We start from the raw sequence: 24219 nt of genomic DNA, 5'->3' as shown, positions 1-24219 counted from the left end.
TTTAGTATTTCTTATAAAATATAATTATCTCTATTCTAAATAAGGAGGAATTTATGACCAATAAAATTCCTAGAAAAACATTAAAAAGAATTGAAGAGGATATTGAAAATAATAATCTTGGAAAAGCAAGAGACAGATTGCACGGCCTCATCTTTACATACCCAAATGAATTACATCTTCGAAAACAACTCGGAGATATTTATTATAAATTACAATATCCAGAAATGGCTGGACGTTACTGGTATCTAGAGGAGCATAAAACAGATATTATGCATGAATCATGTTTATTATTTGAAAAATCAAGGGGAAATAGTCCTCATCATATTGCACGTGCTTTAAAGTTTAAAGGCGATTCTAACCATATAAAAGGTTTGCATAAAGATCAACCTTTATCTTCAGTACAGAAGAAAGTAGCAGAGGAGTTAATTTATGAGTATAAAGAAACATGGCAAGATAAGCTAGTTCCTTTTGGCTGCCTAGCGTTGCTTGCTTCCCTTCTCTTTTCTGCTATTGTTGGTCTATTCACTATTTGGAATTGGATTTTTTAATTATAGGGGGAATTTTCACATGTCAAACTACAATAACGAAGAAAAGCTAACAGGCGGAAACGTTTCGAACGTATATCGTTCTAAAAATACTGTTCGTCGAGAGTTAAAGCCAGATAGTGCAAAGATCCATAAGCTATTACAACACTTAGAAAACAAAGGGTTTCATCCTGCTCCAAAGTTTTTAGGTGTAGATGAAAAAGATAGAGAGATTTTATCCTTTATTGAAGGAGAAGCTGGCAATTATCCCTTAAAAGAATATATGCGATCTAATGATGTATTAAAAGAAATCGCAAAGATGCTTCGCCTTTACCATGATGCTGTAAGTGATTTTCCGTTATTAAATGATTGGAAACCGATGAATCACACTCCAAATAACATTGAGGTTTTATGTCACAATGATTTTGCCATATATAACATTATTTTTAATAATGAGAAGCCAGTAGGGATTATTGATTTCGATGTTGCTGCTCCTGGTCCAAGACTATGGGATATCGCTTATACACTCTATACTTGTGTGCCTTTAAGTAGAGTGTATTATACAGAATCCGGTGAAGCCGTTCATTATGACTCATCGCAACATGCAGATCGCATTAAAGAGAGAATGAATTTGTTCGTTCAGTCCTATGATAAAAATATGGATGAAGATTACTTAGGAATGGTGTTGCTTCGATTAGAAGGATTATGTACATATATGAAACGAAAAGCGCAAGAAGGCGACTTGAATTTCCAAAGAATGATTGATGAAGGACATCTAGAGCATTATGAGAAAGATATGAAGTTTATTCGTGATCATAGGGCTGAGTGGAGTTGATTTAGTAATAAAGAAAAGGAAGTATCGTTTTTTTCCGACAACTCAATCTCTCTTTTCGAATCGTTTAGAAAATAACAAGGGGCACCCTTCAAAAAGGTGCCCCTTCCTTTTATTTCGTAAACTGTGCTTCTTCCGTAGATCCTTTTAACGCTGTCGTTGATGAAGTTCCGCCTGTAATCACTTGTGCAACTTCATCAAAGTAACCTGTTCCTACTTCGCGTTGATGACGTGTTGCAGAGTAGCCATGTTTTTCAGCTGCGAATTCTGCTTGTTGTAGTTCAGAGTATGCTGCCATGCCGCGCTCTTTATAGCCACGTGCTAGTTCAAACATACCGTAATTTAATGAATGGAATCCAGCAAGTGTTACGAATTGGAACTTATAACCGTAAGACGCGATTTCCTTTTGGAAGCTTGCAATTGTTTTTTCATCTAGTTTTTGTTTCCAGTTGAATGAAGGTGAACAGTTATATGCAAGTAGCTTTCCTGGATGCTCCTTATGAATTGCGTCCGCAAATCGTTTTGCATCTTCTAAATCTGGTTCCGACGTTTCACACCAAACGAGGTCTGCATACGGTGCATACGCTAAACCGCGCGCAATTGCCTGATCAAGACCTGCATTTGTACGGTAAAATCCTTCTGGTGTTCTTTCTCCTGTAATAAATGCTTTATCAACAGGATCGATATCGCTCGTAATTAAATCAGCTGCATCCGCATCTGTTCTTGCAACGATAATTGTCGGCACTCCCATTACATCTGCTGCAAGGCGTGCAGAAATTAAATTGCGTACTGCTGTTTGCGTTGGTAGTAGTACTTTTCCGCCTAAATGGCCACATTTTTTCTCTGAAGATAATTGATCTTCAAAATGCACACCTGATGCACCTGCTTCAATCATACCTTTCATCAGTTCGAATACATTTAATTGCCCACCAAATCCAGCTTCTGCATCTGCTACAATCGGTACGAAATAGTCTGTATCATCGCTTCCTTCCATATGCTGAATTTGATCCGCACGTTGAAGCGTTTGATTAATTCGTTTTACTACAGCAGGTACGCTGTTCGCTGGATATAAACTTTGGTCTGGATACATATGTCCAGAAAGGTTTGCATCAGCTGCTACTTGCCAACCACTTAAGTAAATCGCTTTTAACCCAGCTTTTACTTGTTGCATCGCTTGGTTTCCTGTTAATGCGCCAAGTGCGTTAATATAGTCTTCTGTATGAAGCGATGTCCAAAGCTTCTCCGCACCGCGGCGCGCTAACGTATGTTCAATATCAATTGACCCGCGCAGGCGAATTACATCTTCTGCGGAATATGGACGTGTGATCCCTTTCCAACGCTCATCTAATTCCCAGCTTTCTTGTAACTTCTCGATTCTTTCGTTTTTCATTTGTTCCATCCCCTTTTCATTTTTTATAAAATTTCATAACCCGGTAATGTTAAAAATGGTACGAATTCATCATTTCGAACGAGATTTGTAAACAACGTTGTCGCCTCTTGGAATCTCCCTTTCTTAAAGGCTTCCTTACCAATCTCTCTTTCTATTTTTGCTAATTCTTCTTCTTTTAGCTCTTCCATTAATTCAAGCGTAATATTACGACCATCATTTAGTTTTCCACCTTCATGACGAATCCATTGCCATACTTGTGCTCTTGAAATTTCAGCAGTTGCCGCATCTTCCATTAAGTTATAAATGGGTGCTGCTCCCCGTCCGCTTAACCAAGATGCAATATATTGAATACCTACACTAATATTCATGCGAAGGCCCTCTTCTGTAATCGTTCCCACCGGTACCTCTAGTAAATCGTTTTCTGTTACACATATTTCTTCACGTTTTCTAAAAATTTGATTCGGTGTTTTCATAATGTGATTAAATACTTCCATTGCAACCGGTACAAGTCCAGGGTGGGCAACCCAAGTCCCGTCATGACCGTCTAAAGCTTCGCGCTCCTTATCAGCACGCACTTTTTCAAAAGCTGCTTCATTTGCTTCTGGATTATTTTTAATCGGAATTTGTGCCGCCATTCCTCCAATTGCTGGTGCATTACGGCGGTGACATGTTTGAATTACTTTCAAAGAATAGGAACGCATAAATGGTGCCGTCATCGTGACTTGTGCTCTATCTGGTAGTAAGAATTTATTATGATTACGGAAACTCTTTAAAAAGCTAAAAATATAATCCCATCTTCCGCAGTTTAAGCCAGCAGAATGATCTTTTAGCTCATACAAAATTTCATCCATTTCAAACGAAGCGTGAATCGTTTCCAGTAACACAGTTGCTTTAATCGTTCCATTTGGAATGCCGATATATTTTTGAGCAAATACGAATACATCATTCCATAATCTCGCTTCTAAATAACTTTCCATTTTCGGTAAGTAAAAGTATGGGCCGCTCCCTTTTGCTAAAAGAGCTTTCGCATTATGGAAAAAGTACAAGCCGAAGTCTACTAAGCTACCCGACATATTTTTCCCATCAACTTGCATATGCTTTTCCTCTAAATGCCATCCTCTTGGACGTACAATGAGTACAGCTGTTTTCTCATTTAATCTATATTCTTTCCCTTTATCATTTTCATGTGAAATCGTTCCCTTTACTGCATCTCGTAAATTGATTTGGCCTTCCACTGCATTTTCCCAAGTTGGTGAATTCGAATCTTCAAAATCCGCCATAAAAAGATGCGCTCCTGAATTTAAAGCGTTAATGACCATCTTTCTATCTACCGGTCCAGTAATCTCTACACGGCGATCCTCTAAGTCTTTTGGCAGCTTGGCAATTGTCCAATCCGCTTCACGTATGTGTTTTGTTTCTTCTAGAAACTTCGGAAACTCCCCTGCATCAATTCTCTTTTGTTTTTCTACACGTTTTTGTAAAAGTTCTATGCGGCGCTCATTAAAATTCTCATGTAGTTCCTTCAAAAAACTAAGCACCTCAGGTGTCAATATTTCGTTGTACGCTGGTAACATTTCTCCAACGAGTGTAACCCGTGAAGTTTGCGTCGACATATTAGCATCCCCTTCTTAAACTGTTTTATAACAGATTTGATTTTATGTTTTATATTATATAACAAATCTTCAGAAAAGGAAGTTTTTTTTGAAAATTCACTTCATTTTTTTTCAAAACGCCATTCTTTCGCGCTTTATTTCATACAAAAAAAGGCCGCTGTTATACAACAACGACCTTTTTGTATTATTTTTAAATTTCACTTTGACTAGTTAAACTTTATTACTGCCCTTGTTCCATATCATGCAATATTGCTCTATGTAAAAACTGTGCGTATTGTTCTCTCGTTACCTTCATAGACGGACCGAATTTACCTTCTCCGATTCCCATTGTAATACCATTTGTTTGTATTGCACTAATTGCATTGGTTGCCCATGAATTTGCTGAAACATCATTAAAGTTATGAGATCCCTTCGCCTGTAAGTCAAAAGCATTCGTAAGAACTTGTGCCATTTCCGCACGCGTTAACGTCGCCTTCGGTCTAAAGTTTCCATTCTCGTCTCCCTGGAAAATTCCGATTTCCGTTAAAGCCAATATCTCCTCGATAAAGCTTGTTGAATTTTCATCGATATCTCCATATGGGTTTTCATATTCATCTTGTTCTTCCATATCAAACACACGGTAAATTAAAGCTGCAACTTGCTCACGTGTTACATTATCCCCAAAACCAAATATTCCATCGCCATATCCCAAAATAATTTCTTGTTCCGCTAATTCATGAATTGCCTCATATGCCCAATGTCCTTTTGGTACATCTTTAAATACAATTGTATTTGTTTTTTGCAACGGTGCACTTTCCGCTTTTACACTGTTACTCTCTGCTGAGAATAACACCCCACCCATAATTGTTAATGCTGTAGCTGTTTTTAATAATTTTTTGCTCATCAAATTATCTCCCCAATATGTATATGTTTTTTTAAAAATATACAGAATAAATGGTATAGTGACAATATATTTTCCGACACATTTCGTGACGGTTTTGTGAATCATATTACACATCATGTCTTTTTCATCGGATTGATTATAAAGCTTGTGTATAACCATAAAAATACATAAATACGAATAATAATTCTTTTTTAAACAAACAAAAAAGCACAAATATTTCTATTTGTGCTTTCATATTTCACTCTACTTCCAATCCTCTTTCAAATGATAATTAATAATCGCATTATTAATAAACTGAGCATATTGTTCTCTAGGTACAGGGCGATTTAATTCATACATGCCATTCCCAGTTCCTCTCACAACATTATTAGATTGTAACGCACTAATTGCATCTTCTGCCCAGTGGCCTTTTGGAATATCTTTAAATGTATGTTTTTGTTTCGTTTCAAAATTAAATGCTCGTTTTAAAATGACAGCCATTTCCGCTCTAGAGATTGGTGCTTTCGGCCTAAAATCCCCTTGGCCATCCCCTGTAAAAACACCACGTTTTGTTAACGCCAAAATTTCCTTTTTAAAAGTTGTTGTACTATCAGAAACATCTTTATATGGATTCGCTACTGGCCCTTCTTCTTTTATCTCAAGTGTTCTGTAAATAGTCCCAGCTACTTGTTCACGTGTTATAAGATCGCCAACACCATACTTCCCGTTTCCATACCCTAATATAATTTTATGATACGCTAAATCCATAATAGCATCATATGCCCAAAATCCGTACGGAACATCTTCAAACACAATCATTTGTGGATACTCTTCCGCTTTTACAGGCGTCACATTCGTCCCTGCAAATATACCTCCTGCCATTGTCGCAATCATCATTACACCCAATATTTTTTTCTTCATTGTCCTCTCTCCCTATTTCATTCAAATAAAATGAATTTCATTGTTTCAGGAGTACTCTTTTTTGGTGAATGTAAGATAAAATGCAAATCTTCTAGAAGAAATATTTCCACTACCTTTCTGCTTTATGCCTCCTTCTTTCTTTTTCAAAAAGGAAGTTGTCACATCTAAGGTGTTATATACTAAAACATTCTACAATTTCTTTATAAACTCCTTTTCACTTTACAACTTCCCTTTATTGGCGCGTAAAGGAGATACCTAATGACGGTTACTATATTCATGATTTATATTTCAGAGGTAGCATTCCCCTTCACTGATAACTCGCCTTCTCTTCCCTTGCGAAAAGTTAGTGCCATCCCTACAAATATAAGGGTAATCCCTATTACTTGCATCTAAATCCGGTCTAATAGTTTGGCAACAGCAGGATCTAAAAACACTAATACAGAAATAATTCTCGTCGATAAATCTCTTAAACTGTCAAAAAATAAGTAATATACAAATCTAGTATGTATAAGTCCTGCAGCTGTAATCATCGCCTTGAAAATGCCGGAAATCTACGAATAGTAGTAATAAAAAAAGCATCCTTTTTTATTAAAAGAGGATGCTTTTTTTATATTTATTAACACTCAAATATGCTACTACTTTTGAAGAGTAAATTGGGCAACTATTTGTTTTAATTTTCCTGCTGCGTTATGCATATGTTCAATTGAAACTGAAATCTCTTGAACAGATTTTTCTTGCTGTTGAATAGACTCTTTTACCCTATCAGTTCGGTCAGATGATCTTTGGGAAATTTGAGCCATGTCTTCTGCAGAAGCCGAGATTTCCTCACTACTCGCTGCAATTTCATCTGTTGACATAGATACCGTTTGAATTTGCTCAGATACTTGCTGTACTTTTTCTGTAATTGTTCCAAATACTTTTTCTGTGTGTATTACTACTTGTGTACCTGCCTGTACCTCATTATCTACTTTCCCCATCATATGTACCGTATGGTTCGTTGTTCCCATAACTTGAGTAATAAGATTCTCAATTTGTTTTGCAGAATCACTAGATTGTTCTGCTAATTTCCGCACTTCATCTGCCACAATTGCAAATCCTCTACCACTTTCTCCAGCACGTGCAGCCTCAATTGCGGCGTTTAATGCTAATAAGTTAATCTGAGAGGTAATACCTTGCATAACATCTATGATTTTAACAATTTCTTCTGATTGTTCTTTCATAGTCTCAACTTGTTTAACACCACTATGTACCGAATTTTGGATTGTATCCATCTGTTGAATCATTTGTTTCATTAATTTGTTACCACTCTCTGCATCTAACGCTGATTGAGCAGACAATTTATTTACTGAGGATGATGTATCGACTATACTCTGCATTCCTTGTGTCAACTCTTCCATTGCACCCGCAGTTTGTTCCATTGCTTGCATTTGACTCTCTGCACCATTTGCAACTTCTTCAATATCCATAGTGATTTTCTTCGCTGCACTACTAGATACTTCTGATGCAGATGCTACTCCGTCTGCATGTTGGAATAAAAGCTGAATATTATTCTCTACTTCTTGCATATTTGTTCTTAGCCCTGCAATCATCTCGTTAAAATTACTTACTAATACACCTAATTCATCCTTAGCAGTATAATCACCATGTACAGTTAAATCTCCTTCTTTCGCTCTTTCCATCATACGACTAACCGTTTGTAAAGGTGCAACTATAAGCTTACTAATAATATAACTTACTATACATATAACGATTGTAGTAACTACTACAAGAATGATAAAGGTAATAACGGATCGATCAATCATTTTTTGAGAATCTTTAAACACTTGATCAGCTAAGTTTGAAACATACGATTCTAGATCCACTGCATAACCAGCCAACTCTATTCCCTTCGGTTTTAATTCCTTCTGAAATTCATTTACCATTTGTGGCTCGTTTGTTGCCTTCGCCTTTTCAAACAATTTTTTATATGTATCTTTATAACTTGGCAAAGATTTCTTCATCTTCTGAAACAGTTCATCCTCTTGCTTACTTAAATTAAAACCATCATCATATTCTTTTAATAAAGAATCATATTTTTTAAGATCTTTTTCAATATTATCAATTATTCCCTCTTTATTTGCCACTTCATTTTGTGATGCCGTAATTAATTCTAATAAATTATATTCTAATGAATTTTGTGTGCGAAGCATTCCTTCTAATAAAATTGCTGAATATTGATAATCATCTACTACAACCTCTGTATCGTGCTTAATCTTGTTAATAGAATTAATTGCCACACTGCTCATGATTATCATACCTAAAACTGCTAATGAAATAAGCGCTAATAATTTATATTTCACTTTTAAATTTTGTAAAAAATACATTTTTTCACCTTTATTCCTTTATATATAGATTTTTAGAATTTTATAGCTTATTATTTACAAAATCGCAATAAAAAGCAATGATAAATATTCCCAATATGAAACTTATATCTCTATAAAAAAAAGTAGCATAATAGCTACTCCTTTTTTCTTTGTTTCTCATATTGTTCAAACGCATGAATTCTTTCAAAAATTGGTGGGTGCGTGTATAAGAAAAATTTCACTAACGCAGGCGGATTTACTTGGCTTAAACTTGTTTTTGATAAATATTGAAAAGTTTTCACACCAGATTTCCCATCTTTCGTCATATTTAAAGCATATTGATCTGCCGCTCTTTCTTCTATACGTGAAACATAGTTTGTTGCTGGTTGTGCTGCAAAAGAGAGTACAGAAGAAATTAAGAAAAATAAAGGTAAAATGGAGAAACACGCTACTTTTGAAATTTGCAATGTATCTCCCCATTTGCGAATACACATATTTATAATACGACTAATTAAAAACATACCTATAAACGATAGCAATACATAACTTGCAACGCCAAAATATATATGCTTCATAACATAATGCCCCATTTCATGGGCCATGATAAATAAAATCTCTTTATCTTTTAACTGCTTAAGCGTTGTATCCCACATTACAATACGGGCGTTAGGGCCAATTCCTGTTACGTAAGCATTTAATGCATTCGTTTTTTCTGACATATTTACTTCATATACGTGCTTAGCAGGAATGTCCGCTTTGTCTGCTATCGCTAAAATTTTCGTTTCTAATTCTTTATTTTTCAGCGTCGAAAAGTCGTTATACAGTGGGTCAATAACGACAGGCTGTATGAATGTTAAAAAGATTGTAAATGGAACAGAGAGCGCCCACCCTGCTAGCCACCATCTCTTCGGAAATTTACGGATAAGCCATAATAGAACGGTCACTACAATTAACATAGTCGCATAACTTTCCCAAAAACCGATAACATGATCTTTTATCCAGCTTTGTGTACTTTGCGTTGAAATGCCGTAATCAACGGACACTTTGCGGCCAATCCATTGCATCGGTAAGGCCAGCACTGTTGTCAGTAATGATAAATAAAAGAAATAAATCGCAACTTGCAAAACACTTATTTTAGTCGTTTCCTTCGACCATTTCTCAAACTTTCTTGAAATACCTAGCACAAGTACAAACAATAAAATAATCCACTCAAGAGGCGTCGCTAAAAAGTATAGTAAATTTTTCACGCGCGAATAATCTTGGCTTAGCGTAAGCTCTCTCGCACTCATAAACGTTTCTGGATCTGCACTTGTTCCTTTATACATGTCCGGAATAAGTTCATGATTCCATCCAAATAAATACCAATATATAAGTAACGCAAATCCAACGTACAAAAAAAGCGACCAACCAATAACCTTCCTCACGCTATTCCCTCCTCTATGCTGCCTGTCTATTATTATTGTAAGTTCGTACACGCTAAATTAGAACAAGCTTATTATGTGAATTGCTCTGGATCTTTTTATTTACATAAAAAAACTCTTCTACATAAGAAGAGTTTTCCCTATCTTTAAACACTTTCTTCGTTTCATAATCTGGAATAAAGCTCGCACTTACAAACCGACACGTACCCTACTTGCTTTTTAGATAACATAAAAAGCCTCTTTAAGGAAGTACATCTATTAATAAATTAAAATCTTGTAAAGAGAAAGAACTATATTTCATAATACCTTGTACAGCTAAAAGTAAAACAAGACCGATCACACACATATAATTAACGCTTTCTTCATTCTTTTTTTCAGTAACCACTCCACCACTTATACATAAAATCCCTAGCAAATGAAGCGCTAAATACATGAAAAAGTAAGCTTCCTCCCAGCGCAAAATAACATTCACTGTCGTTATTAACACTAGACTAAGTAAAATCAAATAAAAAAACTTATTTGATGATATCGTTTCATTCATATATTTTTATACATCCCTTTCAAATTTTGAATTAATGATGTTTCAAAGCTATAAAGTAAATGATTGTTTTCATACCATAAAACAAAAGGAAAGCCACCATTACTTTCTCGAATACTTTATGAATCCACATATACTTCTCTTCATTCTTTTTGAAGATGCGCTTCATCATTTCTTCTACAATTAGACCAAATATTAGTAAAACCCCGAACACAATAAGAAGAGAAATAATATTTTCTTTTAAATGAGTACTAGAAAATAAGTAATACTCTGGAAACACAATCGTATCTACTACAGGTTGAAGCCAATGACAAACGCTTTTATCACACATATCTGTAATAGACGTAGAATCTATAATGTCTTTTAATATTTTTTCAACCGTCTTCTTCATCTTATTTACTCCCGACTACATCTGAAAAGCTCTTTTCCTGCTCTGCATATATAACTGGCACTTCTTTACTCCAATATTTGCGATTAACAAATAAAAAGATAAGTACTAAGTTTAATCCTGTTATAAAAATAATAAGTCCAGGAAAGAATGTCGTATAACTTGAGAAATCGGCAAAACTAATAATTTTTTCTCTACTTATTAGAAAAGACGCACCTATTACAAATGCATTGTTTAACATATGTATTGCAATTGGCATGAGTAAACTTTTCGTACGAATATATACGATTGACAATACGATGCTGAATATGGCTGCACCGAGGAAATCAACATGTAACAACGCAAACAATATTGCTACAACGATGGTCGCTATGCTCGTTCCCCATTTTGTTGCAAAACGTTGAAGTAAAAATCCGCGAAAAACAAATTCCCCGATAATTGGTGCGATGAATACGACCCTAATGACTTGAGATACATATCCCCCAGTACTATCTACAATTGGTTCATGCAGGGCGTTCATAATAAAGTCCGGTGTAATCCATGCAAAACTATACATATACAAAATAAGATACCCGTAACTAAACATGCATAACATAACCGTAATGTATAAAACTTGTACCAAGTTAAATGTTTCATTTTTATTAACAAATAATGAAAATGAAATGTGGTGCTTTCTATACTCATAAGAAATCCATACGATCGGAAGGATATAGAATATAAGGATATTTATAAAAGAAGAATTTTGTATATGAAATATACTTGTTAGCAAATCGCTACTACTTCTCGCTATTAAAATTAATAGTGCAAATACAATTAAAAAATATCTAGCTCGCATCACTTGAAACGGATTCACACTCATCTCCTCCCCTATGTTACTTTTATCATATCATTTGATTCTTAATTTTTTGCGAAAGAAAACCTTAAAATTTCCTTAAAAATTCCATAAGTTACAAAATGATGATATGATATTCGAGAAAATTAGGAGGGATTTTTATGTACCAAGCAAATATTTTACTTGTTGATGATGAAACAGCAATTTTACAATTACTAACTACCATTCTTGAAAAAGAAGGTTTTTCTCATATTACAACTGCAACATCAGCTGAAATAGCTTTATCTCTAACTAAGCAAAACAATTACGATTTAATTATTTTAGATGTAATGCTTCCTGGACAATCCGGTTTTGATATTTGTCCAATCATTCGCCAACAAACAGATTGTCCAATTTTCTTCCTATCAGCAAAAGCATCTGATTTAGATAAAATATCCGGATTTTCATACGGTGCGGATGATTATATTACGAAGCCCTTTAATCCATTAGAAGTAGTAGCACGTATGAAAGCACAGCTTCGGAGACATATGAAACAAACCGTACCACACGAACAAAAATCACACTCGATTTCATTTGGCAGATTTGAAATTGATCAGCACTCTGCAGAACTAACAGTAGATGGGCACATTGTCGAATGTTCCGCTCAACTCTTTCAACTACTACTCTTCTTTTGCGAGAATCCAAACTACGTATTTTCGAAAGAGGAAATATACGAAAAAGTTTGGGGAGCACCTGCCTATAATGGCGATGACAACACTGTTATGGTCCACATTCGAAAACTACGTGAAAAAATTGAACACGATCCAAGTAAACCAGAATATATAAAAACCGTTCGCGGGCTTGGTTATAAGTTCGTTACAAAGTAGGGTGACGATATGAATTTTAATAAACGACTTATTATTCAATTTATCATGCAACACGTTTTTGTTTTAGTTACATTACTTATCGCTGTAGTTGCTGCTTTTACTTATTTAATTTTTCTTCTTACTAGTACTTTATACGAACCTAATATTCCAGATTCTGATAGTTTTACAATTTCAAGATACATCTCTTCAGAAGATGGGCATATTTCGTTACAATCTGAAGTGCAAGATTTAATAAAGGAGAAAAATGATTGGCTCCAAGTTGTAGATGAAAACGGAAAAATCCTCTACCACTTTAATACACCAAATGATGTTCCGAATGCTTATACGAAGACATCTTTAGTCGCATACATACAACATCATATCGAAAGTAATTATAAATTTACATATTGGGAAATTGAATTAGAAGAAAAGAAAGTACTTGTTATTTATGGTGGTATGTTAAAAAGCAATGCGTTACTGACAGCAATTCAAAAGGATCACTCCTCTTTAACGATGGATTCGTTTACATTAACAGATCAAGAAAAACAGTTACTGTCTAAAGAAAAAGCAGCACTTCAAATATTTAATCAAAATGGCGAAGAGGTTTTTGCCTATCCAGCTGGAAAGAAAAAAACATTTTCAGCAATACAAATCGCCCTTAATGAAAAAGAACCGTGGAATCATAAAGAAAACACGTCTAGCTTTTACGATGCAAATAGTGGCAACCTTCTCGTTGTGATTGCGAAAAATGATCACTACTATCCAGATGACGAAATTGAAGATGTATTTACTAAGAAGTTTCTCATCGGATGCGGATTAATCCTTCTTATCGTATTTGTTTATTTAGTCATTCTTTCTATTTGGTACGGTAATAAATTCGGGAAACCGTTATTACATGCGATGCGCTGGCTTAAAAATATCGCTGGCGGAAAGTATGAAGAACCTATTAGTAAAAAAGGAAAACCTGTCAGGTTCCGGAGATCTGGTAAAGAAAAATGGTCATTCCGTTTGTTTAGAGATGTAACAAGTTCACTAGAACACCTTTCTATTACACTCAAAAAAAATGATGCGATGAGGCAAGTACTTCAGCAAACACGAGAAGAATGGATTACCGGTCTAACACACGACTTAAAAACACCACTTAGCTCTATATATGGCTACGCATTATTACTCGAATCGAATCAATATAACTGGACTGATCGTGATATTCAGCAATTTGGTAGTGTTATGAAAGAGAAATCTCAATATATGACGACATTAATTGATGATTTAAGCTTAACGTATCAATTAAAAAATAACAGCCTTCCTGCCCAACACGTAAACGTTGAAATCAATCAGTTCGTTCAAAAAGTGTTATTGCAATTTATTAATAATCCAACACTTCAAAATCAAAATATTGAATTCGTACCGAGCTCAAATAAAATTCAATATTTCATTGAAGAAAAATGGTTCCAGCGTATTATCGAAAACTTACTAGTAAATGCTGTAAAACATAATAACGAAACAACTACTGTCATCGTAAAATTATCACAAAACGCTAATTCCTTTACACTCTCCATTTCAGATGACGGAAAAGGAATGGATGAAAAAACGAAAGAACTTCTATTTGAACGATATTACCGCGGAACAAACACAGAAGAAAGCAACATCGGAACTGGACTTGGCCTAGCCATTACAAAACAGCTCGTTCATGCTCATAACGGGACAATTTCCGTTGATAGTGCACTCGGAAAAGGAACGACGATTATTCTTGTGTTTCCGTTTCGTTCGTAGGAAAGACGCTATGTGGCGTCTTTTTTTTCTTTTCTGGGAGAATTTTGCGGTATATGAAATTATGTGAATCATTTTTTTGAGGTGTTTTAGCGGTATATGAAATTATATCGGCGATTTTTTGAATATATCGGCGCAACTCAAATTATATCAGCGATTTTCTAGATATATCGATTTACCGACAAAAACCGACCATACTAACCTACTTCCTCTACTACTATACAAATTAAAAATAACCCTTCATAACTCACTATGAAAGGTCACTCCATATTTCAGCTATTTCCCTACTAACACAAACACATTCTCATCAGGTGCTTCCATTACTGCAACATGTCCTGATTCTGTTGGAAATGGTTCGCGAATCCATTTTACATCTTTATTATCTTTTAAACTTTCATACGTTTGTTGTACATCTTCTACTAATACTTCGACTTCCGTAAAATTAATATCCGGATGATTGCTTATTACTAACTCCGAACTTTTCTCATCTGGAAACTTCAATCCTATTAACGTCCAAATAACCCCTTCTTCTAATTCTCTTTCTATCATCCAGTTTTGCTTCATTCCCATTTCTTTATAGAAAGAAACTGATCTTTCTATATCTTTCGTATGTATAGATACACATTCTAGTTTTTTGAACATTTTCCCATTTCCCCTTTTATGAAAAAGCGAACCATCTCCCAATGATTCGCTCTTACCCTATTATTTTTTCTTCACCGGTATCCAAAGCTCTACTTGTGCAAACTCACTCTTATCTTCGTGGCAACGCTCATCGTACAGTTCAAACTCCGTAACGCCGCAATGTTCATATCCTGAATGCGGGAACCATTCTGAGAATACTGCATTCCAAGTTTGGTGAATAGACGATACCATTTCTTCATGAGGAACTTTCGGCGTTGTAAATACTGCATATGTTGCTGCCGGGAAAGTACGCTTTGCAATTTCATTTGGTACATTTTCAAAGTCTGTAACTTCCATTCCGATAATATAAGTGAAGTCCCCTGTTTCTAAATTAAAATCAGTACATAATCCAAGCTCTACCCATTGGCTCGTATCTTTACGATTCGGAATTGTTGTCCCAAGATCTTTTTGTAAATATTCTTGCCAAAATACTGGAATGTCTTGATGGTTTTTCCCTTCTTTACTTGTCGTCTTCAATTCATAACCCGCCACTAAAAATTCTGGTTTATTTACAATACGATATTCCATTTGTATGCCCCCTAAATACGGATTTAATTTTCTTTGCTTTACATTCACTCTGTAATACATCGGTGTTTCGATTTCTTGTTTTCGATATTCACTCGGTGTCATTTGAAATAATTTTTTAAAGGCTCTCGTGAACGTTTCGTGAGATTGAAAGCCATGCTCAAATGCGATATCAATAACTTTTTCATCCGTATGAGAAAGTTGATAAGCTGCCCGGGCTAACCTCCTCTTTCGAACATACTCCATTACTGTATCACCTACTAATGCCTGAAATACACGATGAAAATGCGACTCAGAAAAACCCGCAATGCGAGCTAAATTACGCAGCGTTTGTTTTTCCATTACATCTTCCTCAATATAATCAATTGACCTTTGAATTTGTGTTTCATAGCTTTCCATCTCTGTTCACCCGCCTTATATGTATTATGATAAAAGAGAACGCAATCCAATTCTTGACGTTTTTTACTATAATTCCATAAAAAATTGTAACTTTTTTATATGTATTTCGTCGTTATGTATGAAGGGAGGGAAATTAGTGAAACGCAAACAATCATTAGAAGACATTTATTCAGATCATATGCATGATTTATTTCGCTATCTTCTCTCCCTAACCGGAGATTCTCATTTTGCTGAAGATCTCATGCAGGAAACCTTTTACCGCATGCTCGTCCATATTGATTATTATAAAGGCGAAGAAATTAGGCCGTGGTTATTTACAATAGCCTACAACACCTTTATCGATTGGTATCGAAAAGAAAAAAAATATAACACAACTACAGTGGAAGAATTCCATTTACCAAACGTGCCAAGTACAGAACATGAATATTTCGTAAAATTTGAGATCGCTAGTTGGTTAGAAAGTTTATCTTCTCTTCCGCTCGAAAGACGAAATGTCCTACTACTACGAGATTACTACGGATTCTCGTATAAAGAAATAGCAGAAATGACCGGTCTCTCATTAGCGAAAGTGAAAATTGAATTACACCGCGGACGGAAAGAAGCGAGAAACATAGAGGAGTGATACAGATGGGTTGTGCAGCATTTAATAAACTATGGGAGAAGTACGAAAAAGGAACACTCACACGTGATGAACAAGAAGAATTAGAAAATCATATAGAGACTTGTGAGGAATGTGAAGTGTATTTGGATGAATTGCTTACGAAGAGTGCACCGATCAAGAAAAGGCTACCACCACAAAATCTTAATGTCCCATTTTGGAAAATAAAATGGAAACAGCGTTGGCAAACTGTTAGTTTTGTTCTTGCTGTTTGTATAGCAATCTATTTTATCGGTCATTTTTCATCTTCTTTTTACTTCTATAATATGAAAAAGTTAGTCGAAGTAATTGAGATTCCATCACTTGCACTAGAAGCGACAATGCCAAATAGTCGTTCCGCTGGAGGCAGCACAAAGATTAAACCCTTTTTCCGTACAGAAAATGAAATGGATTTATTTAAAACGGTCGGCAAAAAAGAAATTCCAATCGGTACAGTAACAACGCGTAGTTTCTTGTCGTCTGTAACTGTCTCAAATCCATCTTGGGAAAATAAAACCTATTCAAAAAAACTTTCCTTTGTTCATCCGAAAATAAAGCAAGGAGACCATTTAAAGGAAGTATCAAAAAAGGTATGGGGTACTCTTGGGAAGGTAGACGATGGAACCGTTGCAGAAGTAGCGATATCTTTCGATAAATCTTACACTTTACAAGAATTAGAATCTCTTTTATATAGCGTATTTGAAGCGCAAGAAATGCCGCCAACTCCTGTATGGTACGCTTTAGACACAGGACAAGAAAGAATAAATGAAGAAGATTTTATCCTACATGGCGGAGAGGTTATCGGATTTCGAGAGCATATAAATTTCCCTGATAATGAAGCAAAACGACCAAAGACAAAAGAAGATGAAGTAATAGAAATGATGCGTATTCTTTCTGAACATAAAGAAACTGTAAGTAAAACTACTCGAACTCATGAAAAAGAGCTGAACTTAGATAATCGCTATCAGTATGTAAAAGATAACGGTGTAAAAGTATACGGAATTGTTATTACTGGCCCGTCGAAAGAGTTATTAAAATTACAAAACTCCCCGCACGTACGTTATGCGACTCTTGGAGATATTGAGATTTGGAATTGGTTTAATCAGTGATGTAAAAAAGTAGAGCATCTAGGGGTGATGCTCTACTTTTTTTATTCCCTCTCCACAAACTTCCAAACTAAAAATGCTGCACATAGATAGGAAAGCCCAATAGCTAAAAAACTATAGCTTGCCCCTCTGTACCAATTCGATGATTCATTTAAAATGATTCCCATAATCGCTATACCGACTAATGCACCAATTTGACGATTTACATTTAAAGTTGCTCCAGCCATATTGCCATTTTCACGACCGGCAGATTTCATTACAATTGTAGTCATGGCAGGTACTGCTATACCGATTCCAAGATTAACAACACTGTAAATGAGTGCAATTCCTATATAACTCACATTTTTCACTAGAAACATTAATAATACAGATCCTATACTAGCTATAAATAACGCTATGAATAATAGCAAGTTTGAGCCAAACTTAGTCACCATTTTTGCAAATAATAAATTTCCAATAACAAATACACTCATCATCGGCAATAGTTGTAATCCTGCTACAAATGGACTTGCTCCGTATGCTTTTTGTAAAAAGAGTCCAAACATAAATATTCCGCCAAATAAAGCAAAGTTTATTAGAAACCCAACTATATTCGCTGAGGTAAACGTCTCGTTTTGGAACAACACTCTTGGCACAACCGAGTTTTTTGACTTTCGTTCTGCATAAACAAAGAGAATAGCGGTTAATACCGTCCCTACTATTCCTCCTAAAATTTGAGACGAGGACCATCCATAACTTGGACCTTCAATTAGAGTAAACGCCAATAATGTTATTGCAATTATACCGATTAAATGATTCGCTACATTTATTTTCTCCTTTTCCGGTAAAACATTTGGAATAATTACAAAAGCCACTACAATACCAATCATCCCAATTGGAAGGTTTATAATAAAAATGCTTCGCCAACCAAATGTATTTACTAAAAGGCCACCAATAAAAGGACCCGTACCAGAAGCAATGGATACAATTGCCGACCATATACCAAACATTTTAGCTCTCTTCTTTTCATCCGGGAATGATACTACTAATAAACTAAGTGAACTTGGCATAAATAAAGCCGCTCCAACACCTTGAATTACCCGCCCCATAACAAGAATGTTCCCAGTTGTAGCAATCGCACATAAAAGAGATGCGAACACAAAAATAATTAAACCAATCATATATATTTTTTTTGCTCCAAATCGATTGGCTAATGACCCCCCAGCCAATAATAATGCCGCAAAAGATAAAATATATCCGTCGACAATCCATGTCGAACTATACAATGCCAGTCCTAATGTTTCTTGAATATTCACCACTGCAACATTTACTACTGTTACATCTAACGTTGCCATAATAAATCCTATTGCCAAAGCAATTAAAATGATAATACCCGATTTCTCTTTTGTTTGAACATCTGAATTTCTACTAGCCACCCCACCCACTTGCTAACTCCCCTTTCAAAAATTAGTAATTTACCTATATATTCCTTTAGAACTATAATAAAGAAAGTACTTTAATTATAAAAGTACTGATTTTTTATATAGTACCTATACTTTTATATAGTAAGGAGTGTTTATATGGAAAATAAAAACGATGAAATTTTATTGAAATGTCCCATTGAAAAAACAATGTCTGTAATAGGTGGAAAGTGGACTTTCTTAATTTTAAGAGATTTGTTCTATAGTCCTAAACGTTTTGCTGAGCTTGAAAGACGTCTAAGTGGCATTAGCCCACGCACACTCTCTCTTCGCTTAAAAGAACTTGAACAAGAAAATATTATAAAGAGAAAAATCTATTCAACTATGCCACCTCACGTGGAATATTCACTAACAAAAAAAGGCGAAACACTCCGTCCTATTTTTGACGCGATGAAGGACTGGGGAAATGGATGGGAAATATTGGATGAATAAAAAGAAGGTATCATCTTATGTGATGATACCTTCTTTTTGCTAATCCGCAATCACTTTCACATACATCCCTCTCACCGCTTTTTCATAAGCGACCCCACTCATCTTCCTTATGTTTTCTGACACAACAGACGATAGAACAACTTCACCTTCTCGAAGTAACGGCGGATCAATGAGACGAACTTTATTTTTCTTATGTAGATCATAATCGTTTCTATCTTCTTTTACTTTTACATTTGGATGAACTTTGCTTAATAAATCTTCTACTTCGGGGTCATTACATTGCTGCAATTTCGAAATAAGCTCATCATCTTCAAGGAGAAAATCATCTGCATGAATGACCTTTTTATGAAGAGCTAACTTTAACGTTTTCGCTAACATCTCATTTCCGTAAATATTAATTGGCTTCATAAAAAAATCGATTACATCTTTGTAATACGTTTTTGTAAACCACTCTGCCATTTCAATACTTTGAAGAACCATTTTCCCCTCTACTGCAATGACATCCTCTAAAAAACTGTGAACTTCTTCTAAAGAAATATACCCATATGTATACATATCTCGTAACGTATAATCCACTCGGTCTGCGCATAATTCTGGTGCTGACCTTTCTAGTAATGTCCACTTCGAATCATCTAATAAAATATCTTCATAGTTATAACCATTCTTCGCAAGGATCGCTGGAATTTCTGATTTTTTCACAACAGAACTAAATATCTCTTCATGGTAACTTTCATCTTCATTATCAAAAACGTAATCAATCACGTGGGAAAAAGCAGTATGCGATACGTCATGCAGTAAACCAGCAATCTGTTCTTCTACTGAACCACCTAGTTTTTTCACTAATAACATAACACCCACTGAATGCTCAAAACGAGTTACATTCCATTTCTCGTTCATTAAGTAACTTGCGCCTGCTTGATGAATTCCCTTTAGTCTTTGCATAGGCTTACTTAAAAATAATTCTTCTAGCACTGCATCCACTTCAAATTTTCCGTATAGTACATCTGATATGATCACTTACAATCCCCCTTTTCAAGCAAAGTCTTTTTATATTATCTCTTTTTTGAAGAAGCGTAAATATACTATTCTGTAATTTGAATATAAACGTTCTATTTTTATAAAAAACAGGTCCTCTTGTTCTTATCAAATTTAATCAAAAAAAGAAAATATTTCCACGACTCCTCTTTTTTTGTTTTAATAGATTTATAAATACATATTTACTAAAGAAAAAAGCAGCGAATGAAGTCAATTAGAAACTGACTTACAATTATAATATGAAAGGTCGGATAACTATGGACAGTTATTTTCCAAAAGCGGGGAAGTTAATTGGCGGTATCATTATGCTTATTATTTTGCTTTCATCTTTTTGGCTTATATGGATTGGAGAAACGAACATTCGTTACAGTGGAGATCATAAGGGCACGATGCCCTTTTGGTACAAGTGGCTCCCTGTTATTGTCGGTATACTCCTTGTCCGTTTCCTACCATTTCATCATAAAAACTATAATCCCCTTCAACAATTTGAACCAAGGCGCATCATAATTCAAACTGCTATCTTCTTCTTAAGTGGCTCCCTCTTCACGATTTGTCTTCTCACCACGAACTTTGAAGGAATGGCATTACAATTGTGGTTTATGATATTTAAAATTATTTTATTATTATTCACTCCATTAATGCTGCTTTTTTTTTATAAAAATAACCCCGAAAAAGAACGACCAAAGCAAGTAAAATCAACAGGGGATAATAGATGGTATCGGTTTACACCACTTATTGTCATTATAATCTGGGGTTACTTCAACTTCTTTTCTATATTCTCTACACCATTTGTTTCAATGAAAATGGAACCCACGATTTTAATCTCCATTTTACTTGTAGGGTTTCTTATAAATAGTGTACTTGAAGAGATTTTTTATAGAGTTTGGTTGCAAACACGTTTGGAATTATTACTAGGTACTTGGCCGGCTATTCTTCTTACATCATTGTTATGGGCAAGCTGGCATATCGCATTACATGGCTCTGGTCATTGGGATATTGATACAGCTACGGTCATTGTGAACCTTGGTATCGTAGGTCTATTCCTTGGATATTTGTGGGCGCGTTATCGTAAGGTATGGGTAATTATTATTGTTCATGGATTAATTAATGCACATCCACAACAACTAATTGAGATTATATTTAAGTAAAGAGCGCGATTGAGAAATAAAAAATAAAAGGGATTATACATGATTAATATGTATAATCCCTTTTATTTAACCTTATTCAAACGTAACTTCTACCTGCACAATCTCCGACCTACTACCAAGTCTAAGCGGTGGTCCCCAAAATCCAAATCCAGAAGAAACAATTGCGTGGAACGCGCCTTTTTGTGCGTATCCCCAGTCTAGCTCGTACATTCTTCTCGTTACAATATGATTGGGCGCCATTTGTCCGCGGTGCGTATGACCGGATAATAATAAGTCTACACCAGCATCCGCTGCCTGTTTCAACTCAAATGGCTGATGATCCATTGCGATAACTGGCATGGATTTATCCACTGTACTCATAAGTTTTTCAAAGCTTTGGCGATCTCGCTCTGTTTTATCTCTTCTTCCAACGAGATAAAAGTCATCTTCAATTGTAAGCACTTCATCTAAAAGAATACGAATATCAATCTTATCCATCTCTTGTAAAAACTCTGGAACCGCTCTGCCGTAGTATTCATGGTTTCCTAAAACACCATATACGCCTAATGGAGCTTTCATTTGTTTCATAATATGACCCATGTTTTTTTGAATGAATACTCCTGGATGATCATCGATAATATCACCTGGCAGTAAAATAATATCAGGTTCCATTTCATTTACATGACGAACAAGTCTTTTCAAATGCGAAACGCCAGACAGTTTACCGAAATGCATATCAGAAGCCATCGCAATACGTAAACTTTTACGCCCCTCTACCTTTTTCGGTATGTGCACTTCGTATTTTCTTACTACTGGACTATACGCATTAAATACTCCATACGCAAAGATAAAGATAAATGCAGCTATCACAGCCGTCCCTATCCAAATAATTGCCGCTTCTTTCTCTACTGAAAACTGTAAAAGAAAGACCATAATATCAGCTAATGGCAACAACATAAGCGCATATTGTATAACCGCAAACCAAATCGAACCTATCGTTCGCAGAAATGGCAGAGACTTAAACACTTGCACGAGAATGTACGCATATGAAATAAATGCGACTATGAAAGCATAATATCCCCAAGATTCCCAGCCAAATACCGCATGAAGCCAAACCCATCCGTTCCAGCCGATATAAAACATAAGTAGTGTGTATATAATTAATATGGTAAATATATTGAGATAACGAAGATTCTTCACAGCCAGCCTCCTTATTGATTTCTTTTATTATAACTTGTTATGCACTTATAACGTAAATATTAAGCGCTTCAATCTTCAGAATAAGAACATTGATAAACATATTGTCTTAAAATTTTTAAGAACGGCTGTAATGGACATTTTTGAGTCTTACGTGTTGGATAAAATTCTATTATCTTTATCCTTCAAAACTCATCTATGCAATTATGCATAACCATCAATTCCGTTTTATTTTCATGTTACGATATAAATGTAATACGACATATATCGACAAAAATAAAAGGAAGTGATTGTATGAAACGTTCTAAAACATATTTAAAATGTTTAGCATTATCCGCTGTTTTTGCTAGTAGCGCTGTAACTCTTTCAACACCTGCTGCTTACGCTCAAACGACGTCACAAGTTGTAACAGATATCGGGCAAAATGCAAAAACACATACGAGCTATAATACATTTAATAATGATCAAGCTGATAATATGACAATGTCTTTAAAGGTAACTTTTATCGATGACCCAAGCGCTGATAAACAGATTGCCGTTATTAATACAACTGGTAGTTTTCTAAAAGCAAATCCTACTATAAGTGATGCACCTATTGATAACTACCCAATCCCTGGCGCTAGTGCAACATTACGCTATCCTTCACAATATGATGTTGCATTTAACCTTCAAGATAACAGCGCTCGTTTCTTTAACGTAGCACCTACAAATGCTGTAGAAGAAACGACTGTAACATCTAGCGTATCTTATCAACTTGGTGGCTCTGTTAAAGCTTCTGTAACGCCTAATGGCCCTAGCGGTGAAGCTGGTGCAACTGGTCAAGTCACTTGGTCTGACTCTGTAAGCTATAAACAAACTAGTTATAAAACAAATTTAATTGACCAAACAAACAAAAACGTAAAGTGGAACGTATTCTTTAACGGATATAACAATCAAAACTGGGGTATTTACACACGTGACTCCTATCATTCTTTATATGGAAACCAACTGTTCATGTACTCTCGCACATACTTATATGAATCTGATGCAAAAGGTAATTTAATACCGATGGATCAACTTCCAGCACTAACAAATAGCGGTTTCTCTCCTGGTATGATTGCTGTTGTTATCTCTGAAAAAAATACAGATCAATCTAACTTACAAGTCGCTTATACAAAACACACCGACGACTACCAACTTCGTCCAGGCTTCACATTCGGAACTGCAAACTGGGTTGGAAACAACGTAAAAGACGTTGATCAAAAAACATTTAACAAATCGTTTACACTAGATTGGAAGAATAAAAAATTGGTAGAGAAAAAATAAAGAAAACCGAACCGCCACTTAGATGACGGTTCGGTTT

24 protein-coding genes and 2 pseudogenes are annotated in these 24219 nt (G+C 35.3%); 10 read left to right on the top strand and 16 right to left on the bottom strand.

Going from position 1 to position 24219, the window contains the following annotated elements; translation table 11 throughout:
• Positions 1-53 precede the first annotated feature (53 nt).
• Complete coding sequence (locus DN400_RS26470; protein WP_065228454.1) at positions 54-548, top strand: DUF6584 family protein; 495 nt, start codon at positions 54-56, stop codon at positions 546-548.
• Positions 549-567: 19 nt separating this feature from the next.
• The gene (locus DN400_RS26465; RefSeq protein WP_065228453.1) at positions 568-1359 is read left to right on the top strand and encodes a phosphotransferase; all 792 of its coding nucleotides are present in this window, start codon (positions 568-570) and stop codon (positions 1357-1359) included.
• Positions 1360-1468: 109 nt separating this feature from the next.
• Here DN400_RS26465 and aceA read toward each other — a convergent pair whose 3' ends face one another.
• The 11 genes and pseudogenes from aceA to DN400_RS26415 all read right to left on the bottom strand — a co-directional run bounded on the left by aceA (position 1469) and on the right by DN400_RS26415 (position 11684).
• Positions 1469-2746 (bottom strand): isocitrate lyase, encoded by a 1278-nt coding sequence (gene aceA, locus DN400_RS26460; RefSeq protein WP_098211788.1) that lies wholly within the window; start codon positions 2744-2746, stop codon positions 1469-1471.
• 23 nt (positions 2747-2769) lie between these two features.
• On the bottom strand, positions 2770-4359 hold the full coding sequence (gene aceB / locus DN400_RS26455; RefSeq protein WP_000107345.1) for a malate synthase A: 1590 nt from the start codon (positions 4357-4359) through the stop codon (positions 2770-2772).
• 220 nt (positions 4360-4579) lie between these two features.
• The gene (locus DN400_RS26450; RefSeq protein WP_072939738.1) at positions 4580-5347 is read right to left on the bottom strand and encodes an S-layer homology domain-containing protein; all 768 of its coding nucleotides are present in this window, start codon (positions 5345-5347) and stop codon (positions 4580-4582) included.
• A gap of 138 nt (positions 5348-5485) precedes the next feature.
• Entirely contained in the window at positions 5486-6142 is a 657-nt protein-coding gene (locus DN400_RS26445) for an S-layer homology domain-containing protein (RefSeq protein ID WP_016082513.1), read from the bottom strand.
• Between the two features lie 281 nt (positions 6143-6423).
• Positions 6424-6718 (bottom strand): annotated as a pseudogene (locus tag DN400_RS30075) (EamA family transporter); the annotation flags it as partial.
• Positions 6719-6777: 59 nt separating this feature from the next.
• Complete coding sequence (locus DN400_RS30360; RefSeq protein ID WP_404978292.1) at positions 6778-7569, bottom strand: methyl-accepting chemotaxis protein; 792 nt, start codon at positions 7567-7569, stop codon at positions 6778-6780.
• A gap of 156 nt (positions 7570-7725) precedes the next feature.
• Positions 7726-8505: pseudogene (locus DN400_RS30355) on the bottom strand (MCP four helix bundle domain-containing protein); the annotation flags it as partial.
• 134 nt (positions 8506-8639) lie between these two features.
• A complete protein-coding gene (locus DN400_RS26430; RefSeq protein WP_043936613.1) occupies positions 8640-9908 on the bottom strand; it encodes a M48 family metallopeptidase in 1269 nt (422 codons plus the stop codon).
• A gap of 238 nt (positions 9909-10146) precedes the next feature.
• The gene (locus DN400_RS26425) at positions 10147-10446 is read right to left on the bottom strand and encodes a DUF2101 family protein (protein WP_016082517.1); all 300 of its coding nucleotides are present in this window, start codon (positions 10444-10446) and stop codon (positions 10147-10149) included.
• Positions 10447-10477: 31 nt separating this feature from the next.
• Entirely contained in the window at positions 10478-10834 is a 357-nt protein-coding gene (locus DN400_RS26420; protein ID WP_072939741.1) for a hypothetical protein, read from the bottom strand.
• Between the two features lies 1 nt (position 10835).
• The gene (locus DN400_RS26415; RefSeq protein ID WP_065228450.1) at positions 10836-11684 is read right to left on the bottom strand and encodes a CPBP family intramembrane glutamic endopeptidase; all 849 of its coding nucleotides are present in this window, start codon (positions 11682-11684) and stop codon (positions 10836-10838) included.
• A gap of 140 nt (positions 11685-11824) precedes the next feature.
• On the opposite strand from DN400_RS26415, the gene DN400_RS26410 reads away from it, so the two are divergent.
• Together DN400_RS26410 and DN400_RS26405 are read left to right on the top strand one after the other, a co-directional pair.
• Positions 11825-12529: a response regulator transcription factor gene (locus DN400_RS26410; protein ID WP_029442109.1), complete on the top strand. Its 705-nt coding sequence runs from the start codon at positions 11825-11827 to the stop codon at positions 12527-12529.
• A gap of 9 nt (positions 12530-12538) precedes the next feature.
• The gene (locus DN400_RS26405; RefSeq protein WP_065228449.1) at positions 12539-14281 is read left to right on the top strand and encodes a sensor histidine kinase; all 1743 of its coding nucleotides are present in this window, start codon (positions 12539-12541) and stop codon (positions 14279-14281) included.
• Between the two features lie 273 nt (positions 14282-14554).
• Here the strand turns inward: DN400_RS26405 and DN400_RS26400 are convergent, their stop codons facing one another.
• Entirely contained in the window at positions 14555-14920 is a 366-nt protein-coding gene (locus DN400_RS26400) for a VOC family protein (RefSeq protein WP_000473644.1), read from the bottom strand.
• 60 nt (positions 14921-14980) lie between these two features.
• Positions 14981-15883, bottom strand: coding sequence for an AraC family transcriptional regulator (locus DN400_RS26395; protein WP_000446842.1), 903 nt, complete (start codon positions 15881-15883; stop codon positions 14981-14983).
• 118 nt (positions 15884-16001) lie between these two features.
• On the opposite strand from DN400_RS26395, the gene DN400_RS26390 reads away from it, so the two are divergent.
• Positions 16002-16505, top strand: coding sequence for an RNA polymerase sigma factor (locus DN400_RS26390; RefSeq protein WP_139062868.1), 504 nt, complete (start codon positions 16002-16004; stop codon positions 16503-16505).
• A gap of 5 nt (positions 16506-16510) precedes the next feature.
• Positions 16511-17629, top strand: a complete 1119-nt coding sequence (locus DN400_RS26385; protein WP_065228447.1) for an anti-sigma factor — start codon at positions 16511-16513, stop codon at positions 17627-17629.
• 41 nt (positions 17630-17670) lie between these two features.
• Here the strand turns inward: DN400_RS26385 and DN400_RS26380 are convergent, their stop codons facing one another.
• Positions 17671-19050: an MFS transporter gene (locus tag DN400_RS26380; protein WP_065228446.1), complete on the bottom strand. Its 1380-nt coding sequence runs from the start codon at positions 19048-19050 to the stop codon at positions 17671-17673.
• Positions 19051-19185: 135 nt separating this feature from the next.
• On the opposite strand from DN400_RS26380, the gene DN400_RS26375 reads away from it, so the two are divergent.
• Positions 19186-19518, top strand: a complete 333-nt coding sequence (locus tag DN400_RS26375) for a winged helix-turn-helix transcriptional regulator (protein WP_065228445.1) — start codon at positions 19186-19188, stop codon at positions 19516-19518.
• Between the two features lie 39 nt (positions 19519-19557).
• Here the strand turns inward: DN400_RS26375 and DN400_RS26370 are convergent, their stop codons facing one another.
• A complete protein-coding gene (locus tag DN400_RS26370) occupies positions 19558-20535 on the bottom strand; it encodes an HD domain-containing protein (protein WP_065228444.1) in 978 nt (325 codons plus the stop codon).
• Between the two features lie 275 nt (positions 20536-20810).
• Between DN400_RS26370 and DN400_RS26365 the strand changes: the two genes are divergently transcribed.
• Positions 20811-21701, top strand: a complete 891-nt coding sequence (locus tag DN400_RS26365; protein WP_065228443.1) for a CPBP family intramembrane glutamic endopeptidase — start codon at positions 20811-20813, stop codon at positions 21699-21701.
• 72 nt (positions 21702-21773) lie between these two features.
• Here the strand turns inward: DN400_RS26365 and DN400_RS26360 are convergent, their stop codons facing one another.
• On the bottom strand, positions 21774-22880 hold the full coding sequence (locus tag DN400_RS26360) for a metallophosphoesterase (RefSeq protein WP_000793741.1): 1107 nt from the start codon (positions 22878-22880) through the stop codon (positions 21774-21776).
• Positions 22881-22914: 34 nt separating this feature from the next.
• On the opposite strand from DN400_RS26360, the gene DN400_RS30205 reads away from it, so the two are divergent.
• Positions 22915-23091, top strand: coding sequence for a TetR family transcriptional regulator (locus DN400_RS30205; RefSeq protein WP_071714124.1), 177 nt, complete (start codon positions 22915-22917; stop codon positions 23089-23091).
• Positions 23092-23171: 80 nt separating this feature from the next.
• Positions 23172-24182, top strand: coding sequence for a beta-channel forming cytolysin CytK2 (cytK2, locus tag DN400_RS26350; RefSeq protein ID WP_016513148.1), 1011 nt, complete (start codon positions 23172-23174; stop codon positions 24180-24182).
• Positions 24183-24219: the final 37 nt, after the last annotated feature.

This window comes from Bacillus sp. AR8-1, from assembly GCF_008042345.1.
Lineage (GTDB): Bacteria > Bacillota > Bacilli > Bacillales > Bacillaceae_G > Bacillus_A > Bacillus_A cereus.
Note: the sequence above shows the minus strand (reverse complement) of the source record. Positions and strands in the feature narration are given on the sequence as shown.

Bases quoted from the DNA above. Each gene is read 5' to 3' on its own strand.
- DN400_RS26385 (WP_065228447.1), top strand. From the start codon at position 16,511: ATGGGTTGTGCAGCATTTAATAAACTATGGGAGAAGTACGAAAAAGGA.
- aceB (WP_000107345.1), bottom strand. From the start codon at position 4,359: ATGTCGACGCAAACTTCACGGGTTACACTCGTTGGAGAAATGTTACCA.
- DN400_RS26375 (WP_065228445.1), top strand. From the start codon at position 19,186: ATGGAAAATAAAAACGATGAAATTTTATTGAAATGTCCCATTGAAAAA.
- DN400_RS26470 (WP_065228454.1), top strand. From the start codon at position 54: ATGACCAATAAAATTCCTAGAAAAACATTAAAAAGAATTGAAGAGGAT.
- DN400_RS26365 (WP_065228443.1), top strand. From the start codon at position 20,811: ATGGACAGTTATTTTCCAAAAGCGGGGAAGTTAATTGGCGGTATCATT.
- DN400_RS26410 (WP_029442109.1), top strand. From the start codon at position 11,825: ATGTACCAAGCAAATATTTTACTTGTTGATGATGAAACAGCAATTTTA.
- aceA (WP_098211788.1), bottom strand. From the start codon at position 2,746: ATGAAAAACGAAAGAATCGAGAAGTTACAAGAAAGCTGGGAATTAGAT.
- DN400_RS26450 (WP_072939738.1), bottom strand. From the start codon at position 5,347: ATGATTCACAAAACCGTCACGAAATGTGTCGGAAAATATATTGTCACT.
- cytK2 (WP_016513148.1), top strand. From the start codon at position 23,172: ATGAAACGTTCTAAAACATATTTAAAATGTTTAGCATTATCCGCTGTT.
- DN400_RS26465 (WP_065228453.1), top strand. From the start codon at position 568: ATGTCAAACTACAATAACGAAGAAAAGCTAACAGGCGGAAACGTTTCG.
- DN400_RS26445 (WP_016082513.1), bottom strand. From the start codon at position 6,142: ATGAAGAAAAAAATATTGGGTGTAATGATGATTGCGACAATGGCAGGA.
- DN400_RS26425 (WP_016082517.1), bottom strand. From the start codon at position 10,446: ATGAATGAAACGATATCATCAAATAAGTTTTTTTATTTGATTTTACTT.
- DN400_RS26405 (WP_065228449.1), top strand. From the start codon at position 12,539: ATGAATTTTAATAAACGACTTATTATTCAATTTATCATGCAACACGTT.
- DN400_RS26400 (WP_000473644.1), bottom strand. From the start codon at position 14,920: ATGTTCAAAAAACTAGAATGTGTATCTATACATACGAAAGATATAGAA.
- DN400_RS26390 (WP_139062868.1), top strand. From the start codon at position 16,002: ATGAAGGGAGGGAAATTAGTGAAACGCAAACAATCATTAGAAGACATT.
- DN400_RS26420 (WP_072939741.1), bottom strand. From the start codon at position 10,834: ATGAAGAAGACGGTTGAAAAAATATTAAAAGACATTATAGATTCTACG.
- DN400_RS26395 (WP_000446842.1), bottom strand. From the start codon at position 15,883: ATGGAAAGCTATGAAACACAAATTCAAAGGTCAATTGATTATATTGAG.
- DN400_RS30360 (WP_404978292.1), bottom strand. From the start codon at position 7,569: ATGCAAGCAATGGAACAAACTGCGGGTGCAATGGAAGAGTTGACACAA.